We start from the raw sequence: 21725 nt of genomic DNA, 5'->3' as shown, positions 1-21725 counted from the left end.
ACCGCGATCAGGGGTGGGTGAGGTCATCGCGGCCTGCCGGATCAGACCGTCGTGCCGGGGATGACGGGACCGCCCGGTATCTCGGTGCCCGGCAGAGTGGGCCCGGGCGTGCGCGGCCGACGACGGAGCATGCGGTCGACGACGTGCGCGACCCGCTCGTCGGCGCTGACGCCCTGCCACCGGACCTCGCGGATGCTCTCGGAGGCCATCGCCCCGGACGAGCTCTGGATGATGCCGGGCAGGTCGATCCCCTCGACGACGAACTCGGCGAGCGCCACGAGGTCGAGCCGCGCGACGACGGCGTCGAGGTCGAGTCGCTGCGCGATCGCGTCCACGTCGACGCGGTCGACGATGGCCTGGATGTCGACGCGCCCGACGGCCCGGTCCAGGTCCGCCCGCGCCACCACCGCATCCACGTCCACCCGATCGAGGATCGCCTGGATGTCCACGCGCTCGACGGCCCGATCGAGATTCGCCCGCGCCACCACCGCATCCACGTCCACGCGGTGCAGGATCGCCCCGATGTCGACGCGCTCGACGGCCCGGTCCAGGTCCGCCCGCGCCACCACCGCATCCACGTCCACCCGATCGAGGATCGCCCCGATGTCCACGCGCTCGACCGCTTGGTCGAGGTCCACCGCCCGCACGACTGCGTCGAGGTCCACGTGGTCGAGCACGACGTCGGTGAGGTCCACGAGGTCGAGCACGGCCTCCACGACCGCGGCAACGACCCGTCGCTCCGCCTCCTCCGCGCGCAGACCGAGCTCCCGACGCCGCGACCGACCGGTCCGGAGCACGTCCTGGGTCCGGTCGTCGTTCCAGACCCGTTCGCCCAGACGGCTCAGTGCGGACATCACCGACGACGTGACGACGCCGGCAACGGCCGTGACGAGGACCGGAGGTCGAGCCCGGTCCACGACCCGGCCGGCGGCCTCGGCGCCGACCGTGGCGAGCCCGAGCAGCAGGTCGGCGACGTCCGTCGGCGTCAACGGCGCGAACCGTGTGACGGTCCGGGCTCGCCCGGCCCCGTGCGCCGCCGCGGTGTCGTCCATGCATCGTCCTCATCGGCTCGGGCGCCGCGACCGGACGGGCGGCGCCGGTGACTCGTCCTGTCTCCAGCATGCGACCGGCGGCGGCGCACGACATCACCCTCGACGAGTGAAGCCGGGCACACGGCCCGCCACGACCCGCCGGTCGTGGGTTCAGGACGACGCGGCGCGCAGCTGCGCGGCCCGCCCGGCGAGATGGCGCTGCTCTGCCTCGTTCGTCGCGGTCGCGGCAGCCCGTTCGAGCAGGTCTGCTGCCGCGTCCGTCTCGCCCGCCATCTCGAGCAGCTGGCCGCGGACGGCGAGCCACCGGTGCGTCGTGCCGAGCCGGCTCTCGACCCCGTCGACGACGTCGAGGGCCGCCCGAGGTCCCTTGGCCATCGCGACGGCCACCGCGCGGTTGAGCGTCACCACCGGGTTGCCGGTGACGTCCTCGAGCAGCTCGTAGAGCGAGAGGATCTCGTCCCAGTCGGTGTCGGCCGCCGTCGCCGCCCGGTCGTGGACGGCGGCGATGGCCGCCTGCAGCTGGTACTCCCCCACCGCTTCATGTGCCATGGCCCGCCCGAGCAGCTCGGTCCCCTCGGTCACGAGTCCGCGGTCCCAGCTCGAGCGGTCCTGCTCGGGCAGCGGCACGAGCCGACCCGACGCATCGCTTCGTGCCGGACCACGTGCCTCGAGCAGCAGCATCAGCGCGAGCAGCCCGAGCGCCTCCGGGTGGTCCGGGACCGCCGCGACGAGCATCCGCGTGAGCCGAATCGCTTCGCCCGACAGCGCAGTCCGCTGCAACGAGGCGCCGTGCGAGCTCGCGTACCCCTCGTTGAAGAGCAGGTAGAGGACGTGCAGGGCGGACCGCAGGCGGGCGTCCCGGTCGTCAGCGGACGGCATACGAAAGCCTGCGCCGGAGGCGGGGATCGTCGCCTTCGCGCGGCTGATCCGCTGGGCCATGGTGGCCTCGGGCACGAGGAAGGCCCGTGCGATCTCGGCCGTCGTCAGACCGCCCACGGCGCGCAGCGTGAGCGCGATCGCCGACGCCGGTGTGAGCGACGGGTGGCAGCAGAGGAGCAGCAGAGTGAGGCTGTCGTCGTGGTCGACGGGGTCGTGCGCCGGCACCTCCCAGGCGATGACGCGCGCCTCGCGGTCGCGCCGGGCCGCGTCGCTGCGCCACAGGTCCACGAGGCGCCGCGAGGCCGTCGTGACGAGCCACGCCCGCGGCTCGTCGGGCAGGCCGTCGACGGGCCAGTGCCGGGCGGCCGCGAGCAGCGCCTCCTGGACGGCGTCCTCTGCCGAGTCGAAGTCCCCGAAACGCCGGCTGACGATGCCGACGACCTGCGGCGCGAGCGTGCGCAGCAGGTCGTCGACGGTGTGTTCAGCGCTCAGCGGGTGCCACCGGCGGTGCGCAGGAAGGCGTCCATCTCCTCGGTGTCCGCCGGCGCCTGCTCCATGACCTGGCGCACGTGGATCGGCTGCCGGGTCGGCACACCGCCGCGGCCGGGCACGGCCGACATGCGCGACGCGATCTCGAGGGCGCGCTCCTCCGAGTCGACCTCGACGACCTGGAAGCCGGCCAGCCACTCCTTGAACTCCTGGAACGGCCCGTCCGTGACGACAGGTGCCACCCCGTCCGACCGGACGATCTTCGCGAGGTCGGGCCCGGTGAGGATCGTCGACGAGACGAGCTCGCCGTTGGCCTCGAGCTCCCCGAGGAGCTCGCCGTAGTAGTCGAGGTGCGCCTGGACCTCCTCCGGCGTCCAGTCCGACATCGGGGCCGGGTCGTCGCCGGCCTGGAAGTCCACTCCGATGAGGTACTGCGTCATGTCCCACTCCTTCGTCGCGTCGTGCCAGCGTGGCACGCTCACCCGGGGGACGGAGCCCAGGGCGCGCCCTCGACATCCGTATCGGTCCAGGCGAGGCCATCGGGCGATCTCTGTCGAGGATTGGCCCATAACCGGGCAGGTGTTGGCACGATGTGCCAACGCCCGGCAGGTGCCCGCGCCGGTTGAATCCTCACCATGACAGCGAGCACCTCCCCCGTACGCCGGATCCGCATCGGCATCGACACCGGTGGCACGTTCACCGACGTCGTCGCGCTCGACGAGGACTCGGGCGAGCTCGTCACGACCAAGACCCCCTCGACCCCGAGCAACCCGGCCGACGGCTTCCTCAACGGCGTCCGCAAGGTGCTCGACCTCATGGGCGCGAGCGGCGACGACATCAGCGCCGTCTCGCACGGCACGACCGTCGCGACGAACAAGCTGCTCGAGGGCAAGGTCGAGGCCCTGGGCTTCGTCACGACCGAGGGCTACGAGTTCATCCTCGAGATCGCCCGCCAAGCCGTCCCCGACGGCTACGGCAACTCCTACTTCTGGGTCAAGCCCCCGCGCATCGTCCCGGCCGACTACGTCAAGACCGTCGGCGGCCGGATGGACTTCGAGGGCAACGAGATCCGGCCCTTCGACGAGGAGCGCGCCGTCGCGGTGGCCCGCTGGTTCAAGGACCGCGGCATCACGACGATCGCCGTCTGCTTCCTGCACTCCTACGCCGACGACAGCCACGAGCTGGCGATGCGCGAGGTGCTCCGCCGGGAGCACCCCGAGGCCGTCGTCTCGATCAGCTCGGAGGTGCTGCGCGAGTACCGCGAGTACGAGCGGTCGATGACGACCCTCGTCGATGCTGCCGTCAAGCCCAACGTCTCGCGCTACGTCCGCAACATCCACGACCGGCTCGACGAGTTCACCGGCGGGGCGGCGATCCCCTTCTACGTCATGAAGAGCAACGGCGGCGTGCTCTCGGCCGACGAGGTCGTGCACCAGCCGATCACGACGGTCCTCTCCGGCCCGGCGGCCGGGGCTCTGGGCGCCGGCCTCATCGCCAGCCGCGCCGGCTTCGACAAGGTGCTCACCTGCGACGGCGGCGGCACCTCGACCGACGTCTCGGTCGTCCTCGCCGGAGAGCCGACCCTGACGACCGAGGGCAGCGTCGGCGCCTACCCGAGCAAGATCCCGATGATCGACGTCGTCACCGTCGGCGCCGGCGGCGGCTCGATCGCGTGGATCTCCCCCGAGGGCTCGCTCAAGGTCGGCCCGCAGTCCGCGGGCGCCGACCCCGGACCGCTCTGCTACGGCAAGGGCGGCACCGAGCCGACGATCACCGACGCCCACGTGACGCTCGGCCGCATCCCCCCGCACCTGCTGGGCGGTGAGATCCCCCTCGACGTCGACGCGGCCCGCGCCGGCATCACGGAGCTCGCGGGCCGGCTCGGCCTCGACTTCGAGCGCTGCGCGACCGGCATCCTCGAGATCTCCGCGTGGAACCAGGCCAACGCGCTGCGCCAGGTCAGCGTCAAGCGGGGCCTCGACGTCCGCGACTTCATGCTCGCGACGTTCGGCGGCTCCGGTTCGCTGCTCGCCTGCCGCCTCGTCGACATCCTCGGCCTCGCCGGCGTCGTCGTGCCGCAGAACCCGGGCAACGTCTCGGCCTTCGGCCTGCTCACCGTCGACGTCAAGAACGACTACGTCCAGACCGCCGTCTCGCGCCACTCCTCTCTCGACCACGCCGCGGTGCAGAAGACCTTCGACGACCTGACGGCCAAGGCCGCGAGCGCCCTCGACGGCGAGGGCTTCTCGCGTGACAGCCACCGCTACACGCGCACCGTCGACCTGCGCTACTTCGGCCAGGCCTACGAGGTCCGCGTCGCCGCCCCCGAGGGTGACGTCGACGAGGCGTATGCCGCGGGCGTCGCCTCACGCTTCCACGACGAGCACCGCGCGCTCTACGGCTACGACTTCCGGAACGACCCGACGCAGCAGGTCGAGTGGGTCAACCTTCGCGTGACCGGCGTCGGTCCGATCACGCGGCCGGAGCTGCGGGACCTCGCGCCGTCCGACGGCGCCGCCGACGTGCGCGAGCGGGCCCACCGCTCGGTCCGGCCCGTCTGCTTCGACCCGGAGGACGGCTACGTCGACACCGACGTCTGGTGGCGCCCGGACCTGCTCTCCGGCGACGTCATCGAGGGCCCCGCGATCGTCGAGGAGTTCGGCTCGACCGTGCCGGTCCACCCCGGCTTCGCCGTCCGCGTCGACGCGCTCGGCAACCTCGTCATCACCCGGACCACCGCCCCGACGACCGAGATGGAGGCCTGACATGTGCTTCTCCTGCCAGACCGCCGCGACCCGCCTCGCCCCCGTCGACGCCGCCACGGGGTCGCAGCACCCTGACGCGTCGGTCGCCCACGACGGCGCCCCGGTCAACCCGGCAGGGCTCCCCACGGCCTACGAGCACGGCAACCGCCTGACGCCCGAGGGCAGCTCGGTCGACCCGATCCTCGTCGAGATCGTCGAGGGCACCCTCGCGAGCGTCGAGATGGAGGTCGAGACGGCCATCGCGCGCACGTCCCGCTCGCCCATGATCCGCGACGCGCACGACTTCCGCGCCGGCATCCACGACCGCCAGCTGCGCAAGCTGACCGGCCGCTCCTACAGCGCGCTCGTGCACCCCATCGCCCGCGACTTCCCGCTCGACGAGATGAGCGAGGGCGACGTCTTCTTCCACAACGACGTCTACGAGTCCGAGGGCGGCATCGGCCACCTGCCCGACCTCTGCGTCACCGTCCCGGTCTTCTCCGGCGGCGAGGTCGTCGCGTTCGTCCAGGCGTTCGGCCACCACGACGACATCGGTGGCGCCGTGCCCGGATCGATGCCGAGCAACGCGCAGACGGTCTTCGAGGAGGGCCTCTCGGTCCCGCCGATCAAGCTGTGGGACAAGGGTGTTCCCAACCAGGCGGCGCTGCGCATCATGACGCGCAACAGCCGCATGCCCGACAGCCTCGCCGCCGACCTCGACGCCGAGTGCTCGGCCTGCCTCATGGGCGCCCGCCGCCTCGGCGAGCTCTTCGAGCGCTACGGCCGCGACACCATCGAGGCCGCCTTCGACGCGATCCTCGACAAGACGACCGAGACCTACCGCCGCGAGATCCTCAGCAAGATCCCCGACGGCACCTACGTCTGGGAGGACTACGCCGAGCACGACGGCGTGGACGAGCCGATGCTGCACACGCAGCGGATCACCCTGACGAAGCAGTCGACCGGCGGCCCCGGCCCCGGCGACGGCGGGCCGAAGCTGATCATCGACTTCACCGGCACCGCCAAGCAGGCCAAGGGCCCGATCAACCACTGCGGCGACTACGTCGGCGGCAACTTCCTCAAGAAGTGGCTCGCGCCGATCCTGCGCAACCTCGCCGACACCCCCGAGCGGATGGCCGAGCTCGACGTCAACGAGGGCATCGTGCCCCTCATCGAGATGAAGTTCCCCGAGAAGGGCACGCTGCTCACGCCGATCTACCCGGCGCCGACCAACGCCCGCACCTTCGTCATCCTGCGCCTGCTCGGCGTGCTCGCCGGCGTCGTCGCCAAGGCCGTCGACGGCAAGATGCCGGCCGACCAGGAGACGATCCGCTACACCGGCGTCTACGGCAAGGACCGGGACGGCAACGACTACCTCATGCGCGAGGTGCTCGGTGGCGGCTCGGGCGGGCGCTACTACGCCGACGGCGAGGACACGATCCACGTCGTGCCCGACAGCCGCAACCTGCCGACCGAGTTCACCGAGAGCCGCTTCCCGTTCATCGTCGAGCGCCTCGGCCTCGCCGTCGACTCCGGCGGCGCCGGCCGCCACCGCGGCGGCCTCGGCTACGAGAAGCACATCCGCATGCTCAAGGACGCCAACTTCATGTCGATCGCCGACCGGTCGATCCTCGCCTGCTGGGGCGTCAAGGGCGGCAAGGCCGGTCGCCCCTTCGAGGTGACCGTCGACGTCGGCGGCCCCGAGGAGCGCACCGTCGACGCCCTCGCCGACGCCGAGGTCGTCAAGGCCGGGCAGGTCATCCGCATCCGCACGACCGGTGGCGGCGGCTGGGGCGACCCGCTCGACCGCCCGTACGACGAGGTCGAGCGCGACCTCCGCTGGGGCAAGGTGTCGTTCGAGGGCGCGCGCCGCGACTACGGCGTCGTCGCGACCGGTGACCTCGAGAGCCCGGTCATCGACACGGCCGCCTCGGACGCGCTGCGGGAGCAGCTTCGTGGCGAGCGGGCCGAGGAGCAGCCGTTCTTCGACCGTGGGCCCGGCTACGCGACGCTCGCCGCCGGACAGACGGCGGCGGATGTCGACTGGGTCTGACCATGACGACGGTCCTCGTGATCGGCGCGGCCGGCAAGACCGGTCGCGCCGTCACGGCCGCCCTCACCTCACGTGGTGTCGACGTGCGCGCTGCCGTACGGTCGGCGCGACGCGCCGAGACAGCGTATGCCGTTGGGGCCCGGTCGATCTCGGTCGTTGACCTCGAGACGGGGTCGGGTCTCGACGAGGCCGTCGCGGATGCCGACGCGATCTACCACCTGGCGCCGAACGTGCACCCGGACGAGGTGGGCATCGCCGACCGCATCGCCTGCGCCGCTGCACGAGCAGGCCTGTCCCGCTTCGTCTTCCACTCCGTGCTGCATCCCGACGACGCGTCGATGCCGCACCACGTGCGCAAGGCGGCGGCCGAGAAGGTCGTGCGCACCCACCTGCCCGGGGCCACGGTGCTGCGCCCCGCGGCATACCACCAGAACCTCGTCGACGCGGCTCTGGCTGGGCGGATCTCGGTCCCCTACTCGCTCGACTCCCCGTTCACCAACGTCGACCTCGTCGACGTCGCCGAGGTGGCGGCGACGGTGCTGACCCGCCCCGGCCACGAGGGCGTGACGTACGACCTCGCCGGCCCCGAGGTCCTCTCCGTGCGCGACCAGGCCCACGTCGCGTCGGACGTGCTGGGACGTCCCGTGGAGGCCGTTCGGGTCGAGATCGCAGACTGGGTCGCCGGGCCCGGCGCATCCCTGACCGCGCAGGCGCGCGACGACCTGCTCGCGATGTTCGCCAGCTACGACCGGGGCGGGCTCGTGGGCGACTCCTCGACGCTGCGCCGCCTGCTCGGGCACGAGCCCAGCACCTGGGCGCAGGCGCTCGAGCCGGCCTGACGGACGGATCCGTCGACGCGTCAGTCGATGTCGCGTTCCTCGATGGTCTGTCGCACCGTGCTCGTGGGCGTCGTGGCGCCCCCCGGACGCTCCTCGCGCGTGATGACGCGCTTGCGCTGGGTGCCGTTGCGCCCGTGCCAGATGAGCAGGCCGCCGGCGACCATGAGGATGATCCCGACGGTGGGCAGACTGATGACGGACGTGTTGGCCCGGACCGCGAAGGTCAGGATGGCCCCCACGACCGCGAGCAGGACTCCGACTCCCACGTGTGCCCACCTCTTCGCTCTAGCGATGACGCCGGACGGCGCCTCCCGACATTATCCCCTCGTACCCCGCGCACGACCACGGCGCACGTCGGGACCGACCGCCCGTCGCCCCTCCCGGCCCGACGGCATACATCTGCCAATGTGGGCGCCCGCATTGGGCAGGAGGTGACAACGCGGGCGCTCGTCCGCGCTCCCTAGGCTCACGCCATGACGACGGCCCCGACAAGCAAGGACGTGCCATGAGAGTGCTCGTGGCACTGGGCGGCAACGCCATGACGGGCCCCGACGGCAGCGCGACGCCCCAGGCGCAGCTCGACGCCATCGCCGTCGCGAGCCACCACCTCGCGGAGCTCGTCGCGGCCGGGCACGAGGTCGTCATCACCCACGGCAACGGCCCCCAGGTCGGCAACCTACTCGTCAAGAACGAGCTCGCCGCGCACGTCGTGCCGCCGGTGCCGCTCGACTGGTGCGGTGCCCAGACGCAGGGCACCATCGGCTTCACGCTTCTCGACACGCTCGAGTCCGCGCTCGCCGCCCGCCACGTCGAGCGACCGGTCGCCGCCATCATCACGCGCACCCTCGTCGACGCCGACGACCCCGGCTTCACGCACCCGACGAAGCCGATCGGGCGCTTCCTCCCCCGCGAGCAGGCCCAGACCCTCATCGACCACGGCGAGCGCTGGGAGGACCGCGGCGACAAGGGCTGGCGCCGTGTCGTCGCCTCCCCCGAGCCCGTCGAGGTCCTCGAGACGCACACGCTCCACACACTCCTCGCCGCCGGTTACGTCGTCGTCACGGCCGGCGGCGGGGGCATCCCCGTGGTCCGCGACGGCGACGGCGCCGTCCACGGCGTCGAGGCCGTCATCGACAAGGACCTGACGGCCGCCCTGCTCGCCCGCGCCGTCCACGCCGACGCGCTCGTCATCGCCACCGACGTCGCTCACGCGGTCGCCGGCTGGGGCACGCCCGACGCCCACGACATCGGCCGGGTCACGCTCGACGAGATGGAGGCGTATGCCGCGCAGGGCCACTTCGCGTCGGGCTCCATGGGCCCGAAGGTCGAGGCGGCGATGCGCTTCGTCCGCGCGGGCGGCTCCCGCTCGATCATCACGGCCCTCGACCAGCTCGCCCCGGCCATCGACGGCCACGTCGGGACCGTTATCGAAAACCCTGAAAGAGAAAGGTGATTCACGTGCCCGAAGCCATTGAGGTGCGCAAGGTCCCCATCCACTCGGTCGCCGACGCGTCGGAGCTCGCCAAGCTCATCGACGACGGCGTCATGGAGGCGAGCCGCGTCGTCGCCATCATCGGCAAGACGGAGGGCAACGGCGGCGTCAACGACTACACGCGCATCATCGCCGACCGCGCCTTCCGCGAGGTGCTCGTCGAGAAGGGCGCCCCGGCCGACCAGGTCAAGCAGGTCCCGATCGTGTGGTCCGGCGGCACCGACGGCATCATCAGCCCCCACGCCACGATCTTCGCGACCGTTCCGGCCGACAAGGCCGAGCAGTCCGACGAGCCGCGCCTCACCGTCGGCTTCGCCATGAGCGAGCCGATCAAGCCCGAGGAGATCGGCTACGTCGCGATGGTGAGCAAGGTCGCCGACGCGGTCAAGGTTGCCATGGAGCGCGCCGGCATCACCGACCCCGCCGACGTGCACTACGTCCAGACCAAGACGCCGCTGCTGACGATCCACACGATCCGCGACGCGAAGTCCCGCGGGCACGAGGTCTGGACCGAGCACACTCACGAGTCGATGGACCTCTCCAACGGCACGACCGGCCTCGGCATCGCCGTCGCCCTCGGCGAGATCGAGATGCCGACCGACGCGGACATCATGCACAACCGCTCGCTCTTCTCCTCCGTCGCATCCTGCTCCTCCGGTGTCGAGCTCGACCAGGCGCAGGTCGTCGTCGTCGGCAACGCCAAGGGCGTCGGCGGCCGCTACCGCATCGGCCACTCCGTCATGCAGGACGCGCTCGACGCCGACGGCGTGTGGGGCGCGATCAAGGACGCCGGGCTCGACCTGCCCGAGCGCCCGCACAGCAGCGACATCCAGGGCAGGCTCGTCAACGTGTTCCTCAAGTGCGAGGTGAGCCAGGACGGCACCGTGCACGGGCGGCGCAACGCGATGCTCGACGACTCCGACGTGCACTGGCACCGCCAGATCAAGTCGGCCGTCGGCGGCGTCACGGCGTCGGTGACGGGCGACCCGGCGGTCTTCGTGTCGGTCTCGGCCGCGCACCAGGGCCCCGACGGCGGCGGCCCCGTCGCCGCGATCGTCGACCTCGGTGAGGGCGAGCCCACCGGCTACCGCTGGACCCGCTGACGCCCGGCGAACGTCGAGAGGCCACGTTCGGCCCACCGGAGCGAGTCGAGAGCCTGTCGGCCGTCCTCAGGCGTCGAGGAGGCACGTCGTCGGCGCGTCCGTCAGGGGGTGACGAGCTGGATGTCGACGACGGGCTCGTGCTGGAGCGTGCTGTGCACCGTGCAGTGGTCGACCATCGCGAGAAGGGCCGCGTGCCGCTCCGGCGGGACTCCTTCGGGCACCACCACGCGCACGTCGAAGCGGGTGACCCGCGAGGGGCGGGTGCCCATCTCGTAGCTCGTCTCGACGCGGAGCCCCTCGACGGGCAGGTCGTGCCGGGAGAGGAAGCGGCGCGCGTAGAAGGCCGTGCACGAGGCGAGGCTCGCCACGAACAGCTCCGTCGGCGTGGGAGCGGTGTCCTCGCCCCCCCATCGCCTGCGGCTGGTCGACCGTGACGACGTGGTCGCGGACGGCGATCTCGAACCGGTCACCGCCGAGGTGGCTGACCGACACCGTGGCCGGCTGGGGTTGGGGCTGGGTGGGACGGGTGACGACGGAAGCCTGGCTCATGACGTCCTCCTTGGGTACCGAACGCTCACCTCCACGCTAATACCCTCCGGGGCATCATGCTGTGGGGCTGGAGGCGTTCTCCGTCACACGGACCCAGCGGGGCGACGTGGCCTCTCGACGTGGCCACGTGCCCACTCGACCGGACGTCGAGTGGGCACGTCGACACCAGCTGTCAGTGCGCGAAGTGGCGCGTCCCGGTGAAGTACATCGTGACGCCGGCCGCCGTGGCCGCCTCGATGATCTCCTCGTCGCGGATCGAGCCACCCGGCGCGACGACGGCGCGCACACCGGCGTCGAGCAGGATCTGCAGGCCGTCGGCGAACGGGAAGAACGCGTCGGACGCGGCGACCGAGCCACGGGCGCGCTCCTCACCCGCGCGGCGCACGGCGAGGTAGCAGGAGTCGACGCGGTTGACCTGGCCCATGCCGACACCGACGGCCGCGCCGTCGTTGGCGAGCAGGATCGCGTTGGACTTCACGGCGCGGATCGCGCGCCATGCGAACTGCAGGTCGGCGATGGTCGCGTCGTCCGCGGCCTCGCCGGAGACGAGGCGCCAGTTCGCGGCGTCGTCTCCACCGGTCACGGCGTCGCCTTCGCCGCGCACGACGGCGTCGACCTTGTCGACGGTCTGCACGAGCAGGCCACCGCTCACGGCGCGGGTCTCGATCGGGTCGGCCGCCTCGGCCATGCCGGCAGGCAGGCGCAGGACGCGGAGGTTCTTCTTGGCCGTGAGGATCTCGAGGGCCTCGGGCTCGTAGTCGGGCGCGATGATGACCTCGGTGAAGACCGGCTTGGCAGCTGCCGCCATCGCCGCAGTCACCGTGCGGTTGGAGGCGATGATGCCGCCGTAGGCGCTCACCGGGTCGGTCGCGTGGGCCCGCTCGTAGGCCTCCTCGATCGTGGCGCCGACGGCGATGCCGCACGGGTTGGCGTGCTTGATGATCGCGACGGTCGGCTGGTCGCCGTGGTCATGAGCGGCGCGCACGGCGGCGTCGGTGTCGACGTAGTTGTTGTAGGACATCTCCTTGCCGTGCAGCTGCTCGGCCGAGGCCACGCCCGGACGCCAGTGACGGTAGAGCGCCGCCTGCTGGTGCGGGTTCTCGCCGTAGCGCAGCGCCGCCGCGCGGTCGAAGCTCGCGCCCGTCCAGGCCGGGAAGCCGGTGCCGTCGGTCGTGTCGGCATAGGCGTTGCCCATCCAGCTCGCCACGGCGACGTCGTAGGAGGCCGTGTGCACGAAGGCCTCGGCCGCCAGCCGCTGGCGCTGCTCGAGCGTGAAGCCGCCGGCTCCCAGCGCCTCGACGACCTGGTCGTATGCCGTGGGGCTCGTCACGATCGCGACGCTCGGGTGGTTCTTGGCCGCGGCACGCACCATCGACGGACCCCCGATGTCGATCTGCTCGATGCACTCGTCGGGCGTCGCGCCGGAGGCGACGGTCTCGCGGAACGGGTAGAGGTTGACGACGACGAGCTCGAACGGCTCGACCCCGAGGTCGGCAAGCTGCTGGACGTGGTCGTCCTTGCGGGTGTCGGCGAGGATGCCGGCGTGCACCTTGGGGTGCAGCGTCTTGACGCGGCCCTCGAGGCACTCCGGGAAGCCCGTGAGCTGCTCGACCGGCGTCACGTCGATGCCGAGCGCGGCGATGGTCTTCGCCGTCGAGCCGGTCGACACGATGCCGACGCCGGCGGCGTCGAGCGCGCGGGCGAGGTCCTCGAGGCCGGTCTTGTCGTAGACGGAGACGAGGGCCCGCCGGATCGGGCGGCGGCCGTCGGTGCTCGGCGCGGACGGGACTGCGGTCATGGGTGCACTCCTGGTTCGGTGACATCGGTCGCGGCGTGCCGTGGGTCGGTGGACCCGACGGCTTCCGTTCTCGCGAGGCACCCAGGCGGTCGATGCTCCCGACGTCACTCCCCGGTGGTGTCCCACCCGCGCCAGTCGTGTGCGACCAGCGTAGCGGTCAGGCCCCGCCGATCCGAACCCGTCGGCCGTCGACGGCGAAGCCCTCACGGGCGAGACGCCGCACGACGTCGACGAGCAGCTCGCGCTCCTGGACCTTGATCCGCTCGTGCAGGCTCTCCTCGGTGTCGTCGTCCTCGACCGCGACGACGCGCTGCTCGATGATCGGCCCCGTGTCGACCCCGGCGTCGACGACGTGGCACGTCGTGCCGGTCACCTTGACCCCGTAGGCGAGGGCGTCGCGCACGCCGTGGGCGCCGGGGAAGCTCGGTAGCAGGGCGGGGTGGGTGTTGACGACGGGCTGGGCACCGAGCGTAGCCGGCCCGAGGATCCGCATGAAGCCGGCCGTCACGACGAAACGGGGTCCCGCGGCCGCGACCTGCTCCGCGAGGGCGACGTCCCAGGCGGCCCGGTCCTCGAAGTCGGCCGGGCGCACGACGAACGTCGGTATGCCGGACCGCTCGGCCCGCTCGAGCCCCGCGCACGGGCGGTCGGCCCCGACCGCTGCGACGCGCACGCCGTAGGCGGGGTCGGCCGACGCGTCGAGCAGGGCCTGCAGCAGCGTGCCCGACCCTGAGACGAGGACGACGACCGGTGTGGGCTCGGAGGTGCCGGAGGCAGCGGGGGGCGTCACGCGCCAGACTCTAGCGGCCCGACCATGCGACTCCCCCGTGTCATCCGACCGCCGGCCATGGGCGAGGATGGTCCGCATGACCGAGCCCCAGCTGGAGCAGGAGATCACCTTCGCCCGCGAGAAGGCGAAGCGGACGCTGCCCGTCGCGCTGCTCGTGCTGCTCGGGCTCATCGCCACGTCCCTACCGCTGCCGAAGCGCTTCGTCGCGGTGCTGCCGCTGGTGCTCGCCGTCGTGCTGACGTTCCGCCTGCTGCGCTTCCTCTCGGCCCGCGCGGGCAAGGAGAAGATCTGGCCGGTCGTCACGCTCGTCATCACCGGCGTGCTGCTGTCCGGCCTCGCCCTGCAGGCCGTCTTCTACGACACGGTCAGCGCCTACGAGGCGTGCCTCGACGGGGCACAGACCTCCATCGCCGCGGGCAGCTGCGCCCAGCTGCGCGATGCCGGGCTCTTCGGCCTCGTCGTGCGCTGACCGCCGGGAGCGACCTGAGACCGCCGCATTCAGCCGTCGGCCTTCGTCAGTCGGTGGTGGAGTCCGGGTCCGCCGTGGTCGACGACTCTCCCGTCGTCGCGTCGTTCCGCTCCTGACGACGCTCCCGCAGCACGAGCGCTCCCGCGAGGAGCACGGCGCCGCCGACGACCTCGGCGAGCAGGGCGGCGGCGAACGCCGCGAGCGGCACCCCGACGGCTGAGAGCCGGTCGACCCCCACAGCCCCGTTGCCGAGCGCCGTCACGGCGACGACGACGGCGACGGCGAGCACGGCCGCCGTGCCCGTGGCCGCGAGGCGGGCCCGGGCGTTGCCGAAGAACTCGAGCTGGGCGTCGACCCGGCGGCCCAGCCAGGCGCCGAGGAGCACGGGAGCGAGCAGGACGGCATACATCATCGCCGGGTAGTCGGCCGCCTGTGGGAGGGCACCGAGCACGGGCACGAGCGGAAGCAGCCCGGGCTGGGCGGCGGCCGGCGTGATCGCCGAGCCGAGCGCGACCTGGAAGCCGGGACCGGCGAGGAACGACAGCGCCCACGTGGCCGTGTTGCCGAGGAGGGCGAGCTGCGTCAGGGCGATGACGACGAGGGCGCCGACGTTGGCGCCGTACTGGTCCTGGATGTCGGCGACGGCCGACCACGAGGCGACGAGACGCACGAGCGCGACCACGAGGCCGAGCGCGAGCAGCAGGCCGGCGCCGCGCCAGCCGGTGCGCCAGACCGTGGGCAGCCACGTGGGCCCGCGACGGAACCACGTGCGCACGAACGCCGGCGCCGCCTCGTCGTCGGGGCGGACGAGGACGAAGCCGAGCGCCGCCACCGGGACGAGGAGCGAGCCGATCACGGCAGCGACACCGGGGGTCGCCGGGCCGCCGAGCGTGAAGAGGGCGATGACCGCCGACACGAGGCCGTAGCCGATGACGAAGCCCGGCACGACGCCCCACTGGGCCACCCTGCTCCAGTCGGCCGTGCCGACGCGCAGCCGCTCGGTCGCGGCGAGGCGGCGGGCCCAGCGCACCGCGACGTAGACGAAGACGAGCAGGAGCAGCAGGGGTGTCACGGAGATCGAGACGGCGCCGGCACCGACGGACTGGCCGTGCCCGAGGAACCAGATCGCGCTCGCGACCGACACGGCCGAGAACCACCCGACGGACGTCTCCGGGGCGGCGACCCAGCCGACGAGGGCCGGCAGCACGACGACCGACCACGTGCCGACCGCGGCGAGGGCTCCGGCGCGCAGGGCGGCGGGCATGGCCGTCGAGGGACTCACCGAGGTGGTCGCCGCGGCGGTCGTGGTGGTCGTGCTCGGCGGGGCCAGTGGTCTCACTCCTGCGCTGCGCGGCGGTCGGGCCGGTGGTCGGCTCCGGTGTTCGTCCCATGGTCACAAGATCCCCGCCGCGGAGCGAGCACCCACGCCGATGGCGGCCGGTCCCGGTGTGAGGCAGGGATCTGCCGCATTCCCCGACGCCTGCGCTCACCGGAGCGCACACTGACAGTGAAAGGGATGAATCATCATGAGCAGCAAGATCCTCCACGTCCTGACGCCCCTGCTCGCAGCACTCGCGCTCACCGCCCCGCTGGCAGCCCCTGCCTCCAGCTCCGCCCCGGCGTCCCCGCCCGGCGCGGCGGCCCAGGTGGCCACGGCGCCCGCGGAGATCGCTGCGGGCCCGGTCGCCTACGCCGGGACCGTCTACTTCACCTTCGACGACGGGCCGAGCTACACCTACACGCCGAAGGTCCTCGCCGTCCTGCGCAAGTACGGCGTCAAGGCCGTCTTCTTCGAGGTCGGCCAGAACGTCTCGTGGTACCCGTCGATCACGCGCAGCCTGCGCTACTACGGCAACAAGATCGGCAACCACACCTGGAGCCACCCGAACCTGACGACCCTGTCGACGGCATCCGTGACGTGGCAGCTGAACCGGATGGAGTCGGCCCTCGGCTACCGGCCGAGGTGCGTCAGGCCGCCCTACGGCGCCACGAACTCGCGCATCGCCACGATCATCGCGAACCGCGGCCAGCGGCAGATCCTCTGGACCGTGGACCCTCGAGACTGGTCGCGCCCCGGCACGTGGACCATCGTCAACCGGGTCCTGGCCAACGTCCGGTCGGGCTCGCGGATCCTCATGCACGACGGCGGCGGTGACCGTTCCCAGACCGTCGCGGCGCTCAACATCCTGATCCCGAAGCTGCGGGCGCGTGGCTTCGTCATCGGCCTCATGGCCTGCTGACCTCGTCGTCGGATGCAGGCGGGCGTATGCCGTCACGGGCCTCGCCGACCCGGGCCAGGCGGCATACGCCCTCGTTCTCGGACACGCGAGCGGGCGGCCACCCGGAGGTGACCGCCCGCTCGTGAACGCTTGTGACGCAGGTCAGCCCGCGAGACCCTTCATGATCTCGCGCATGAGGTCAGCCGTCTCGGACGGCGTCTTGCCGACCTTGACGCCGGCGGCCTCGAGGGCCTCCTTCTTGGCCTGCGCGGTGCCCGAGGAGCCGGACACGATGGCGCCCGCGTGGCCCATCGTCTTGCCCTCGGGAGCGGTGAAGCCCGCGACGTAGCCGACGACCGGCTTGGTCACGTGCTCCTTGATGTAGGCCGCGGCGCGCTCCTCGGCGTCGCCGCCGATCTCGCCGATCATGACGATCGCGTCGGTGTCGGGGTCGGCCTCGAAGGCCTCGAGGCAGTCGATGTGCGTCGTGCCGATGACGGGGTCGCCACCGATGCCGACGGCCGAGCTGAAGCCGAAGTCCCGCAGCTCGTACATCATCTGGTAGGTCAGCGTGCCCGACTTGGAGACGAGGCCGATGCGGCCCGTGCCCGAGATGTCGGCCGGGATGATGCCGGCGTTGGAGACGCCCGGGGTGATGAGGCCGGGGCAGTTCGGGCCGACGATGCGCGTCGTGCCCTTCTCCTTGGCGTAGTTGTAGAACTCGGCGGTGTCCTTGACCGCGACGCCCTCGGTGATGACGACGGCGAGGGGGATCTCGGCGTCGATCGCCTCGACCGCGGCGGCCTTGGTGAACTGCGCGGGGACGAAGATGACCGAGACGTTGGCGCCGGTGGCCTCGATGGCCTCCTTGACCGTGCCGTAGACGGGGACGGACACGCCGCCCTCGAAGTCGACCGTCGTGCCGGCCTTGCGGGGGTTGACGCCACCGACGATGTCGGTGCCGGACTTCAGCATGCGCTGCGTGTGCTTCATGCCCTCGGACCCGGTCATGCCCTGGACGATGACCTTCGAGTCGGCGTTGAGGAAGATAGCCATGGTTAGTCGTTCTCTCTCTGGAGGCTCGGGGTCAGTTGGAGGGCCGGGCGGCGAGCTCGGCGGCGCGACGCGCGGCGCCGTCCATCGTCGGCTCGATCGTCACGAGCGGGTGGTCGCGCTCCTGCAGGATGCGGCGGCCCTCCTCGACGTTGTTGCCGTCGAGGCGCACGACGAGCGGGCGGTCCTCCTCGTCACCGAGCGCGTCGAGGGCGCCGACGATGCCGTTGGCGACCGCGTCGCAGGAGGTGATGCCACCGAAGACGTTGACGAACACGCTCTTGACCTGCGGGTCCGAGAGGATGATGTGCAGGCCGTTGGCCATGACCTCGGCGCTCGCGCCGCCACCGATGTCGAGGAAGTTCGCGGGCTTCTGGCCGCCGAACTCCTCACCGGCGTAGGCGACGACGTCGAGGGTGCTCATGACGAGACCCGCGCCGTTGCCGATGATGCCGACGGAGCCGTCGAGCTTGACGTAGTTGAGGTCCTTGGCCTTGGCGGCCGCCTCGAGCGGGTCGGCGTGCGCCTTGTCCTCGAGGGCCTCGTGGTCGGCGTGGCGGAAGCCGGCGTTCTCGTCGAGCGTCACCTTGCCGTCGAGGGCGACGATCTCGCCGTCCTCGGTCTTGACGAGCGGGTTCACCTCGACGAGCGTCGCGTCCTCGTCGCGGTAGACGGTCCAGAGCTTCTGGATGGCGTCGGCGATCGCCGGCTTGTCGGCGTCGTCGAAGCCCGCGGCGTCGACGATCTCCTGCGCCTTGGCCGCGTCGATGCCCGTGTTGGGGTCGACGGCGATGCGGGCGAGGGCCTCGGGGCGCTCGACGGCGAGCTCCTCGATCTCCATGCCGCCCTCCTTCGAGCACATGGCGAGGTAGGTGCGGTTGGCCCGGTCGAGCAGGATCGAGAAGTAGTACTCCTCGGCGATGCGGGCGCCCTGGGCGATCATCACGGTGCCGACGGTGTGGCCCTTGATGTCCATGCCGAGGATGGCCTCGGCGGCGGCCTGCGCCTCGTCGGGGCTCTTCGTGACCTTGACGCCGCCGGCCTTGCCGCGGCCGCCGGTCTTCACCTGTGCCTTGACGACGGTGACACCGCCCGACTTCGGCCCGATCTGCTCGGCGGCCGCTCGGGCCTCCTCGGGGGTGGTGGCGATGGCGCCGGCCAGCACGGGCACGCCGTGCTTCTCGAACATGTCGCGGGCTTGGTACTCGAAGAGATCCACGGGTGGGGTCCGTCCTCGTCGTCGATTCGTGTCGTCGTCGATCGCGTCGCTGCGGCGTCCCGGGGCACCCGTGCTCGCGCTCGGACGGGCCCTGCGCCGTGGCGCAACCGAATCAGGCTGTCGCTCGGACTCTAGTGGCTCTGACCTGTGGCGACGGCATCGGGTCCGCCCGACCGGACAAAGATCACACCGGTCGGCGGCCTACTGACCGGTACACGGGTTGCGGGCCCGAACGGCTGGCGCACCGCGAGTGCGAGCCCCGGCGGCGCGGCGCAGCCGGGGACCCGCGGCGGAGGTCAGGCGGGGTGCACGTGCTCCCGGACCCAGGTGACGATCTCCATCGTCGTCGCACCGGGCGTGAAGACCTTGGCGACCCCGAGCTTCTCGAGCTCGGCGATGTCGTCCTCGGGGATGATGCCGCCACCGAAGACGACGATGTCGCTCGCGTCGCGCTCGGCGAGCAGCTCGACGACCCGCGCGAACAGCGTCAGGTGCGCCCCGGAGAGCACGGAGAGCCCGACGACGTCGGCGTCCTCCTGGATGGCCGCCTCGACGATCTGCTCCGGCGTCTGGTGCAGGCCGGTGTAGATGACCTCCATGCCGGCGTCGCGCAGCGCCCGCGCGACGACCTTGGCGCCGCGGTCGTGGCCGTCGAGACCCGGCTTGGCCACGACGACACGGATGACGTCGGTCGACACGGGACCCGCGCCGCCCGCGCTCTCGTCGGCAGTCACGGCAACGGCGTCGGCACCCTGGGACTCGCTCATGCCGGGCACTCTAGCCAGCCGCGTGAGACGCGACGCGCAATAGTGACGCATCGCCCACCGGTCGGGGTACGTTCGGGACGTGGCACTGGCAGCACGTGCGGCGACGACGCCGCAGCAGGCAGGCACCCCGACGGGGGCCGCGAAGGGCCCCCGAGCCTTCCTCGCGGCGGTCGGGGAGGTCGCCGGTGCGCTCCTGACGCCGACCGGTCTCGCCGGCGCAGCGGTGGAGGCGTCCTGGATGGGGCTGCACCTCGGGCTCTACCCGTTGGGTCTGCTGGGAGCCCGCGCGAGCGACCGGCGCCAGGGCTACCGACTCGGTCACCTGCCGCCCAGCCAGCGCGGACTCGCCATCCAGAACGTCGAGGCCGCCGAGACCCCGATCCTGCTCGTGCACGGCATGGTCGACAACCGCTCGATCTTCACCGTCCTGCGCCGCGGCCTCGTGCGACGCGGCTTCGGGCGCATCGAGACGATCAACTACTCCATCTTCACCGGCGACGTGCGTGCTGCGGCGGCCGACCTCGGCGCCGAGGTCGAGCGCATCGTCGAGGAGACGGGCTACGAGCGCATCCACGTCATCGGGCACTCGATGGGCGGTCTCATCGCGCGCTACTACGTGACCCGGCTCGGCGGTGACGCCCACGTGCACACCCTCGTCACGCTCGGCACCCCCCACCAGGGCAGCTACCTCGCCTACACGTGGAACAACGGCCTGACCCGGCAGCTGCGTCCCGGCAGCGCGCTCATGAAGGAGCTCGCGGCCCCCGTCGCCGAGTGCCAGACGCGCTTCCTCGTCTACTCCTCCGACCTCGACCAAGTCGTCGTCCCCCAGCACAACGCCGCCCTGCACCACCCGGACCTCAACGTCCACAACGTCGTGCTGCACGGGGTGGGCCACATGAGCCTGCCCATCACGAGCAGCGTCGTGCACGGCATCTCGACCGCGCTCGCCCACCTCGACACCTCGGGTGCGACGGTCACCCCGGGGGTCAGCTCGCTCGGCACGCGCCGCGCCGCACCGGTGAGGAAGCCGCGGACTGCCGGCACGACGAGGCGGGCGACCCAGCCCCGCTGAAGACCCTCCGGCGCAGCGACGACAGGCCTTCAGGTTTTGCGCAGATTTGCCTGTGCAAAACCTTTTCCGCACCGTTGTCATGCCCTAGTGTCGAGCGCAGTCGCGACCCTCCACCGCGATGCTGGACCGTCCAGAGACGTGGCGTGATTTTGGATAACGAAATGGTCACGTTAGGCTGACGGCTCGCATCATCTGTGACCGATAGGTATTTCTTTCGTGCCCAAAACCAGTTACACCGGCCGGCATCGACCGGCAGCCAAGCCTTCGCGGGGTCGACAGTTTGTCGTCCCCGTCGCCTTGCTCTCCTCGACCGTCGCCGGTGGCCTCGTCATCCGTGACGCCGGAGCGAGCCAGCTGAGCCCCGAGGCCGCTGCCATGAAAAACGTCTCCAACTCGGTCGCCGGGCTCGGCCTCGCGGCAGACCCCGAGGCGGTGTCGGCAGCCGCCGCCAACCGCGCCGGTGCACGCTCCTCCCGCGACATGGCCCGCGACGCCAAGACGCTCATCGTCGGCGCCACGCAGACCGCCACCCAGAGCGCTGCCGAGGCCCAGGCCGCAGCCGTGAAGGCCGCCGCTGACCGCGCCGCCGCCCAGAAGGCCAAGGCTGCAGCCGCCGCTAAGGCCAAGCAGGCCGCCGCCGCGCGGGCCTTGGCCAAGGCTCACCGTTGGGTCTCCCCCGTGGCGGGCTACACCCTCACCTCCGGCTTCGGCTTCCGCTGGGGCAAGATGCACCCGGCACAGGACCTCGCCTGCCCCGTCGGCAGCCCGGTCCACTCACTCTCCAGCGGCACGGTGATCTTCGCCGGCTGGTCCAACGAGGGCTACGGCAACTTCGTCAAGATCCGCTACTGGGACGGCACCGTGTCCTGGATGGCCCACAACAGCCGCCTGCTCGTGTCCGTCGGCGAGACGGTCACGCCCGGCCAGGTCGTGGCCTACAGCGGCAGCACCGGCAACTCCACCGGTCCGCACGTACACCTCGAGATCCACCCGGACGACGGCGCCGCGGTGGCCCCGATCACCTGGCTCGCCAAGCACGGCGTCATGCTCTGACCGGCACCTCAGCTCGTCACGAGGCCCGTCCCTTCAGGGGACGGGCCTCGTCGCGTTCATGCCCCTGCGTGCTGAACCACGC

At 71.7% G+C, this 21725-nt stretch carries 20 protein-coding genes and 1 riboswitch; of the genes, 9 read left to right on the top strand and 11 right to left on the bottom strand.

The window, feature by feature from the left end:
* Window positions 1-41: 41 nt before the first annotated feature.
* The 3 genes from U5C87_RS10685 to U5C87_RS10675 all read right to left on the bottom strand — a co-directional run bounded on the left by U5C87_RS10685 (window position 42) and on the right by U5C87_RS10675 (window position 2860).
* On the bottom strand, window positions 42-1052 hold the full coding sequence (locus tag U5C87_RS10685; RefSeq protein ID WP_330476544.1) for a hypothetical protein: 1011 nt from the start codon (window positions 1050-1052) through the stop codon (window positions 42-44).
* 150 nt (window positions 1053-1202) lie between these two features.
* The gene (locus U5C87_RS10680) at window positions 1203-2363 is read right to left on the bottom strand and encodes an RNA polymerase sigma factor (RefSeq protein ID WP_443082130.1); all 1161 of its coding nucleotides are present in this window, start codon (window positions 2361-2363) and stop codon (window positions 1203-1205) included.
* Window positions 2364-2419: 56 nt separating this feature from the next.
* On the bottom strand, window positions 2420-2860 hold the full coding sequence (locus U5C87_RS10675) for a YciI family protein (protein ID WP_030196873.1): 441 nt from the start codon (window positions 2858-2860) through the stop codon (window positions 2420-2422).
* A 195-nt stretch (window positions 2861-3055) separates the two neighbouring features.
* Between U5C87_RS10675 and U5C87_RS10670 the strand changes: the two genes are divergently transcribed.
* From U5C87_RS10670 to U5C87_RS10660, 3 genes are read left to right on the top strand one after another with little or no spacing between them, the layout of a single operon-like run.
* Entirely contained in the window at window positions 3056-5185 is a 2130-nt protein-coding gene (locus U5C87_RS10670; RefSeq protein ID WP_330476543.1) for a hydantoinase/oxoprolinase family protein, read from the top strand.
* Window position 5186: 1 nt separating this feature from the next.
* On the top strand, window positions 5187-7217 hold the full coding sequence (locus tag U5C87_RS10665; RefSeq protein WP_330476542.1) for a hydantoinase B/oxoprolinase family protein: 2031 nt from the start codon (window positions 5187-5189) through the stop codon (window positions 7215-7217).
* Window positions 7218-7219: 2 nt separating this feature from the next.
* Window positions 7220-8056, top strand: a complete 837-nt coding sequence (locus U5C87_RS10660) for an SDR family oxidoreductase (RefSeq protein ID WP_330476541.1) — start codon at window positions 7220-7222, stop codon at window positions 8054-8056.
* A gap of 20 nt (window positions 8057-8076) precedes the next feature.
* On the opposite strand, the gene U5C87_RS10655 is transcribed toward U5C87_RS10660, so the two are convergent.
* Window positions 8077-8322: a hypothetical protein gene (locus U5C87_RS10655; protein WP_030196864.1), complete on the bottom strand. Its 246-nt coding sequence runs from the start codon at window positions 8320-8322 to the stop codon at window positions 8077-8079.
* A gap of 239 nt (window positions 8323-8561) precedes the next feature.
* Between U5C87_RS10655 and arcC the strand changes: the two genes are divergently transcribed.
* Window positions 8562-9509: a carbamate kinase gene (arcC, locus tag U5C87_RS10650; RefSeq protein WP_330476540.1), complete on the top strand. Its 948-nt coding sequence runs from the start codon at window positions 8562-8564 to the stop codon at window positions 9507-9509.
* Between the two features lie 5 nt (window positions 9510-9514).
* Window positions 9515-10651 carry a ring-opening amidohydrolase gene (locus tag U5C87_RS10645; protein WP_330476539.1) on the top strand — a complete coding sequence of 379 codons (1137 nt, stop codon included), beginning with the start codon at window positions 9515-9517 and terminating at the stop codon, window positions 10649-10651.
* 101 nt (window positions 10652-10752) lie between these two features.
* On the opposite strand, the gene U5C87_RS10640 is transcribed toward U5C87_RS10645, so the two are convergent.
* The 3 genes from U5C87_RS10640 to purN form a co-directional block, all read right to left on the bottom strand.
* Complete coding sequence (locus U5C87_RS10640; RefSeq protein ID WP_330476538.1) at window positions 10753-11019, bottom strand: OsmC family protein; 267 nt, start codon at window positions 11017-11019, stop codon at window positions 10753-10755.
* A 353-nt stretch (window positions 11020-11372) separates the two neighbouring features.
* Window positions 11373-12998 carry a bifunctional phosphoribosylaminoimidazolecarboxamide formyltransferase/IMP cyclohydrolase gene (purH, locus tag U5C87_RS10635; protein WP_330476537.1) on the bottom strand — a complete coding sequence of 542 codons (1626 nt, stop codon included), beginning with the start codon at window positions 12996-12998 and terminating at the stop codon, window positions 11373-11375.
* 72 nt (window positions 12999-13070) lie between these two features.
* A riboswitch (ZMP/ZTP riboswitch) is annotated at window positions 13071-13147 on the bottom strand.
* Window positions 13148-13155: 8 nt separating this feature from the next.
* The gene (gene purN, locus U5C87_RS10630) at window positions 13156-13788 is read right to left on the bottom strand and encodes a phosphoribosylglycinamide formyltransferase (protein ID WP_330476536.1); all 633 of its coding nucleotides are present in this window, start codon (window positions 13786-13788) and stop codon (window positions 13156-13158) included.
* Between the two features lie 76 nt (window positions 13789-13864).
* On the opposite strand from purN, the gene U5C87_RS10625 reads away from it, so the two are divergent.
* Entirely contained in the window at window positions 13865-14257 is a 393-nt protein-coding gene (locus U5C87_RS10625) for a hypothetical protein (protein ID WP_330476535.1), read from the top strand.
* 46 nt (window positions 14258-14303) lie between these two features.
* Here U5C87_RS10625 and U5C87_RS10620 read toward each other — a convergent pair whose 3' ends face one another.
* Window positions 14304-15539, bottom strand: a complete 1236-nt coding sequence (locus tag U5C87_RS10620; protein WP_330476534.1) for a cell division protein PerM — start codon at window positions 15537-15539, stop codon at window positions 14304-14306.
* A 244-nt stretch (window positions 15540-15783) separates the two neighbouring features.
* Here U5C87_RS10620 and U5C87_RS10615 point away from each other — a divergent pair, with 244 nt between their 5' ends.
* Window positions 15784-16497 (top strand): polysaccharide deacetylase family protein, encoded by a 714-nt coding sequence (locus U5C87_RS10615; RefSeq protein WP_330476533.1) that lies wholly within the window; start codon window positions 15784-15786, stop codon window positions 16495-16497.
* A 141-nt stretch (window positions 16498-16638) separates the two neighbouring features.
* On the opposite strand, the gene sucD is transcribed toward U5C87_RS10615, so the two are convergent.
* The 3 genes from sucD to U5C87_RS10600 form a co-directional block, all read right to left on the bottom strand.
* Window positions 16639-17532 (bottom strand): succinate--CoA ligase subunit alpha, encoded by an 894-nt coding sequence (sucD, locus tag U5C87_RS10610; protein WP_030196821.1) that lies wholly within the window; start codon window positions 17530-17532, stop codon window positions 16639-16641.
* 31 nt (window positions 17533-17563) lie between these two features.
* On the bottom strand, window positions 17564-18748 hold the full coding sequence (gene sucC, locus U5C87_RS10605) for an ADP-forming succinate--CoA ligase subunit beta (protein ID WP_330476532.1): 1185 nt from the start codon (window positions 18746-18748) through the stop codon (window positions 17564-17566).
* Between the two features lie 296 nt (window positions 18749-19044).
* Window positions 19045-19515: a cobalamin B12-binding domain-containing protein gene (locus U5C87_RS10600; RefSeq protein WP_373286709.1), complete on the bottom strand. Its 471-nt coding sequence runs from the start codon at window positions 19513-19515 to the stop codon at window positions 19045-19047.
* A gap of 79 nt (window positions 19516-19594) precedes the next feature.
* On the opposite strand from U5C87_RS10600, the gene U5C87_RS10595 reads away from it, so the two are divergent.
* Complete coding sequence (locus tag U5C87_RS10595; RefSeq protein WP_330476531.1) at window positions 19595-20590, top strand: esterase/lipase family protein; 996 nt, start codon at window positions 19595-19597, stop codon at window positions 20588-20590.
* 297 nt (window positions 20591-20887) lie between these two features.
* Window positions 20888-21643 (top strand): M23 family metallopeptidase, encoded by a 756-nt coding sequence (locus U5C87_RS10590; protein WP_330476530.1) that lies wholly within the window; start codon window positions 20888-20890, stop codon window positions 21641-21643.
* Window positions 21644-21725: the final 82 nt, after the last annotated feature.

It is taken from the genome of Terrabacter sp. C0L_2, from assembly GCF_036352015.1.
Classification (GTDB): domain Bacteria; phylum Actinomycetota; class Actinomycetes; order Actinomycetales; family Dermatophilaceae; genus Terrabacter; species Terrabacter tumescens.
The sequence above is the reverse complement of the archived record's forward strand: the minus strand, read 5'-3'. Positions and strand labels throughout refer to the sequence as shown.

Coding starts and splice junctions, on each gene's coding strand:
- U5C87_RS10685 (WP_330476544.1), bottom strand. CDS start 1,052: ATGGACGACACCGCGGCGGCGCACGGGGCCGGGCGAGCCCGGACCGTC.
- U5C87_RS10615 (WP_330476533.1), top strand. CDS start 15,784: ATGAGCAGCAAGATCCTCCACGTCCTGACGCCCCTGCTCGCAGCACTC.
- arcC (WP_330476540.1), top strand. CDS start 8,562: ATGAGAGTGCTCGTGGCACTGGGCGGCAACGCCATGACGGGCCCCGAC.
- U5C87_RS10675 (WP_030196873.1), bottom strand. CDS start 2,860: ATGACGCAGTACCTCATCGGAGTGGACTTCCAGGCCGGCGACGACCCG.
- U5C87_RS10625 (WP_330476535.1), top strand. CDS start 13,865: ATGACCGAGCCCCAGCTGGAGCAGGAGATCACCTTCGCCCGCGAGAAG.
- U5C87_RS10670 (WP_330476543.1), top strand. CDS start 3,056: ATGACAGCGAGCACCTCCCCCGTACGCCGGATCCGCATCGGCATCGAC.
- purH (WP_330476537.1), bottom strand. CDS start 12,998: ATGACCGCAGTCCCGTCCGCGCCGAGCACCGACGGCCGCCGCCCGATC.
- U5C87_RS10660 (WP_330476541.1), top strand. CDS start 7,220: ATGACGACGGTCCTCGTGATCGGCGCGGCCGGCAAGACCGGTCGCGCC.
- U5C87_RS10665 (WP_330476542.1), top strand. CDS start 5,187: ATGTGCTTCTCCTGCCAGACCGCCGCGACCCGCCTCGCCCCCGTCGAC.
- U5C87_RS10600 (WP_373286709.1), bottom strand. CDS start 19,515: ATGAGCGAGTCCCAGGGTGCCGACGCCGTTGCCGTGACTGCCGACGAG.
- sucD (WP_030196821.1), bottom strand. CDS start 17,532: ATGGCTATCTTCCTCAACGCCGACTCGAAGGTCATCGTCCAGGGCATG.